At 42.7% G+C, this 4,415-nt stretch carries 3 protein-coding genes and 1 pseudogene; 2 read left to right on the top strand and 2 right to left on the bottom strand.

Annotated elements, in window-relative coordinates; translation table 11 throughout:
* Positions 1 to 90 (top strand): annotated as a pseudogene (locus EWV68_RS06775) (IS630 family transposase); the annotation flags it as partial.
* Positions 91 to 209: 119 nt separating this feature from the next.
* On the opposite strand, the gene metK reads toward EWV68_RS06775, so the two are convergent.
* Positions 210 to 1,460 (bottom strand): methionine adenosyltransferase, encoded by a 1,251-nt coding sequence (metK, locus tag EWV68_RS06770; protein WP_012267167.1) that lies wholly within the window; start codon positions 1,458 to 1,460, stop codon positions 210 to 212.
* Between the two features lie 326 nt (positions 1,461 to 1,786).
* On the opposite strand from metK, the gene pcrA reads away from it, so the two are divergent.
* Positions 1,787 to 4,108, top strand: coding sequence for a DNA helicase PcrA (gene pcrA / locus EWV68_RS06765; protein ID WP_061430764.1), 2,322 nt, complete (start codon positions 1,787 to 1,789; stop codon positions 4,106 to 4,108).
* A 9-nt stretch (positions 4,109 to 4,117) separates the two neighbouring features.
* Here pcrA and EWV68_RS06760 read toward each other — a convergent pair whose 3' ends face one another.
* On the bottom strand, positions 4,118 to 4,276 hold the full coding sequence (locus tag EWV68_RS06760) for a hypothetical protein (protein WP_287169279.1): 159 nt from the start codon (positions 4,274 to 4,276) through the stop codon (positions 4,118 to 4,120).
* Positions 4,277 to 4,415: the final 139 nt, after the last annotated feature.

The following is a 4,415-nucleotide window of genomic DNA, read 5'->3' as shown; positions in this document are numbered from 1 at the left end:
CATGATTTTAGTGCATTAAAGAGGGCAAGAATGTATGCTCCTGTGGGGACACCCCTTGATGAAATTATTCGTACTTATTGTGTCGCCTAGTGTCTCGTTCTTATTTGAAATAACTATAAATATAGCTTTTTCTGTTTAAAAACCGTCCAAAAAAGGAATAGAGCCTGAAACTCTATTCCTCAATCAAAAATTGCAGTTAATTTTTAACCCTATACTACCGCAGAAGTCAAAGCTTCTTTGAGGATAGCGGCTTTATCGGTTTGTTCCCAGGGTAAATCGAGATCATTGCGACCAAAATGACCATAAGCGGCCACATCTTGGTAAAAACGCTCGCCTCTTTCACTGGGTAAACCGCGCAGGTTAAAGGTTTGGATAATACCGGCCGGACGGAGTTCAAAGTATTTATTGATTAAGTCCAGAATCACATCATCAGCGACTTTGCCAGTGCCAAAGGTTTCCACGAAGAGACTCACCGGACGAGCTACCCCAATCGCATAACCCACTTGAATCTCGCACTTATCGGCCAAACCAGCAGCGACGATATTTTTGGCCACATAACGGCAAGCATAGGCCGCGGAGCGATCGACTTTGGTAGGATCCTTACCGGAGAAAGCGCCGCCACCGTGACGAGAATAGCCACCGTAGGTATCGACGATAATTTTCCGTCCCGTTAATCCCGCGTCGCCTTGGGGTCCACCAATGACGAATTTTCCGGTGGGATTAACCAGATAACGGGTATTGGCATCGGGTTTAATCTCTAAATCGCTGAAGACCGGTTGTACTACCGCTTCCCAGAGATCACTTTTAATCTTTTGTTGGACGAGATCATTATCGGTGATATCGCCGATAGTAGCATCGTGTTGGGTAGAAACAAGGATAGTATCGATACCCACGGGACGACCATCTTCATAAATGACCGATACTTGCGTTTTACCGTCGGGACGCAGATAGGACAGTTCACCCGTTTTTCTGACTGCCGCTAAACGGCGAGCGATGCGGTGGGCTAAACTAATCGGTAAGGGCATAAATTCCGGGGTTTCATTGCAAGCGAAACCGAAGACAATACCCTGGTCTCCCGCACCAATTTTATCGAGTTCATCATTGCTGAGAAGTTCGCGATTTTCCTGAGCAGCCGTGACCCCCTGGGAAATATCGGGAGATTGTTCGTCTAAAGCGACTAAAACGGTGCAACTATTCGAGGAAAAGCCGTTATCGGCGTTGATATAGCCGATTTCAGCGATTTTCTTGCGAACTAAATCGACGAAATGAACCTGTGCTTTCGAGGTGATTTCACCAGTAATCAAGACTAACCCTGTATTGACAACCACTTCAGCCGCTACACGACTGTGGTCATCTTGGGATAACAGAGCATCGAGAATAGTATCAGAAATCTGGTCACAAATTTTATCGGGATGTCCCTCTGTAACCGATTCGGAGGTGAACAAATAACGTTTAGACAAGTGATGTCCCTCACATGGTAGTACATTTGAACGCAACAAAGATTCCAAGAAATCTTTGATCATACAGTGTAACAGGGAATTTGTAGAGATCGAGTATTTTCAATAAGAAACCGCCCGAACATTGTCCGGACGGAGTGTGGTGTGAGGAGTGAACGGAAACTTTCGTCTCCGCTAATTCCATTGTAGATGACAACTTAGAATCTTGAGCGATTTGAAACAAACTAGCCCAAAAAATTTTTATTTCTTGAAGGGGTTGACTAATGCCCGATAGCCGTCCCGATGATGTAGCCTGATTAATAGAGGTCGCAGAGCTATACGGAAAGATTATGACAGTCACAGCCGATTATTTAGAACAACTCAATCCTTCCCAGCGCCTTGCTGTTGAGCATTTTTGCGGCCCCCTGTTGGTGGTTGCTGGAGCAGGATCGGGAAAAACTAGCGCTTTAACCTATCGTATCGCCCATTTGATCCGTCATCACGGGGTCGAGCCGGAAAATATTCTCGCAGTCACTTTTACCAATAAGGCGGCCCGGGAAATGAAAACGAGAATTGAAAAAACTTTTGCTCAACAAAAAGCACAGGAAAAATACGGTCAAAGATTAGAACTTTTAGAAGAATACGAACAGAAAAAACTCTTTTCTCAAGTTTATCGGAATTATACTAAAAAACTCTGGATCGGGACTTTTCACAGTCTTTGCGGTCGAATTTTGCGCTATGACATTAATAAATATCAGGATGAATATGGTCATAGTTGGCAAAGGAATTTTTCGATTATGGACGAGTCTGATGCCCAGAGTTTAGTAAAAAATATCGTCACTAAACAGATGAATTTAGACGATAAAAAATTTGATGCCCGCAATCTACGTTATGCGATTAGTAATGCTAAAAATTTAGGGTTAACTCCCAAGGATTACGCCAGAGAAAACCCTAATTTTCGGGGAAAGGTCATTTCTGAGGTTTATCAGGCTTATCAGATGCAATTGGCCCAAAATAATGCCCTAGATTTTGATGATTTGATACTGGTTCCAGTCCGTCTTTTTCAGCAAAATGAATCTATTCTCGGTTATTGGCATACGCAATTTAAGCATATTTTAGTCGATGAATACCAAGACACTAACCGGATTCAGTACGAGTTAATTCGGCTTTTGTCCACCAATGGTGAAACGAAAAAAAGTGAGTGGAATTGGACGGATCGATCGATTTTTGTGGTGGGTGATGCCGACCAATCTATCTATAGTTTTCGGATGGCGGATTTTACTATTCTGCTCAATTTTCAAGCGGACTTTGGCGATGGTTTACCCGATGATGATACTCGCACGATGGTGAAACTACAGGAAAACTATCGTTCACGGGAAAATATTCTGCAAGCGGCAAATAAGTTAATTGAAAAGAATAGTCAAAGAATCGATAAAGTCCTTGTTCCCACCAGAGAAGGTGGCGATAGTATCTATGTTTTTAAAGCCAGAGATGAACAGGAAGAAGCAGCTTTTGTTATCGATAAAATTCGAGAATTTACCCAAGAAAACCCCGAATTAAATTGGGGTAGTTTTGCTATTCTCTACCGAATTAATGCCCAATCTCGCCCCTTTGAAGATGGGTTAATTCGCAATAATATCCCCTATAATATTGTCGGGGGATTTAAATTTTATGATCGACAGGAGATTAAAGATGCGATCGCTTATTTACGAGTGATTGCCAATCCTGCTGATACCGTTAGTTTACTGAGAATTATTAACACTCCCCGGCGCGGTATCGGTAAAACCACAATCGATAATTTGCTCAAAGCTGCCCAAGAATTAGGAGTACCCTTATGGGAAATTATCAGCGATGAAACTTCCGTTAATACTCTCGCCGGTCGTGCGACTAAAAGCATCAATAAGTTAGCTAAAATTATCCAAAACCTGCAAGAAAAAATCACCGATTTATCCGCTAGTGAAATCTTAGACCAAATCATGGAAGATTCGGGATATATCGATGAGTTAAAACAGCAGGGAACCGAGGAAGCTGATACCCGCATCGAGAATATTCAAGAATTGTATAGCGCCGTGGTACAATTCCAAGAAGAAAACGAAGAAACCAATCTCCAGGAATTTCTCGCTAGTGCTAGTTTAGCCTCGGATTTAGATAATCTTCAGGAAGGTCAAGAAAAAGTCTCCTTAATGACCCTTCATTCCGCCAAAGGTTTAGAGTTTCCTATCGTCTTTTTAGTCGGTTTAGAACAGGGCATTTTTCCCCATAATCGTAGTTTAAACGATCCCATTGCTCTTGAGGAAGAACGCCGTTTGTGTTATGTGGGAGTGACTCGGGCCAAGGAACAATTATTTTTAACCTACGCAAAAGAAAGATATGTCTGGGGGAATAAAGAGATGAAGGTAGCTTCCCAATTTTTGCAGGAATTGCCCCCAGAATTGCTCACAAGCAACCTGAAACCGAAAAAGACCCCAAAAGTGGTTGCCATGGAAAAAACTGTCTCCGATCAAAGAAAATGGCAGGTAGGCGATCGAGTGTTACACTCTACTTTTGGAGAAGGAGAAGTGACCCATATTCTCGGTACGGGCAAAAAAATGAATCTAGCGGTCAAATTTTCGGGTTTAGGTCAGAAAATCATCGATCCTCGCACCGCACCCATGCAACTTATCCAGGAATAGGGGAGGATTTTAAGGAGTATTGCTAATCTCTACAATTATTGTTCCTTGCTCTAGTTGTTTCAACGCATCGGGTAAAGTAGCTGTCAGTAATCGCCGCAGATTCTGATTTGTGACATTACCACAGGTTAACCATAAAATTTGAGGAGGTGTTCCCAGACGACAAACCAAATCAATAAAGTCACTATCTTTCCCACATTCCGCACCCTAAGTGTCACAACGTCTCGAAAGAGGAAGGAGCGTGAGTCAAAATACTTATCTAGAGGAGTGAGTTGGCGGCAAGCTGCCGGCAACTAAGTCGAAAAATTCA

The organism is Microcystis sp. M_QC_C_20170808_M9Col, assembly GCF_007095495.1.
Classification (GTDB): Bacteria; Cyanobacteriota; Cyanobacteriia; order Cyanobacteriales; family Microcystaceae; genus Microcystis; species Microcystis aeruginosa.
This window is presented reverse-complemented; position numbering and strand designations above follow the sequence as displayed.

What these genes read in the sequence shown, in the direction of transcription:
- pcrA (WP_061430764.1), top strand. Translation starts at nt 1,787, where the DNA reads ATGACAGTCACAGCCGATTATTTAGAACAACTCAATCCTTCCCAGCGC.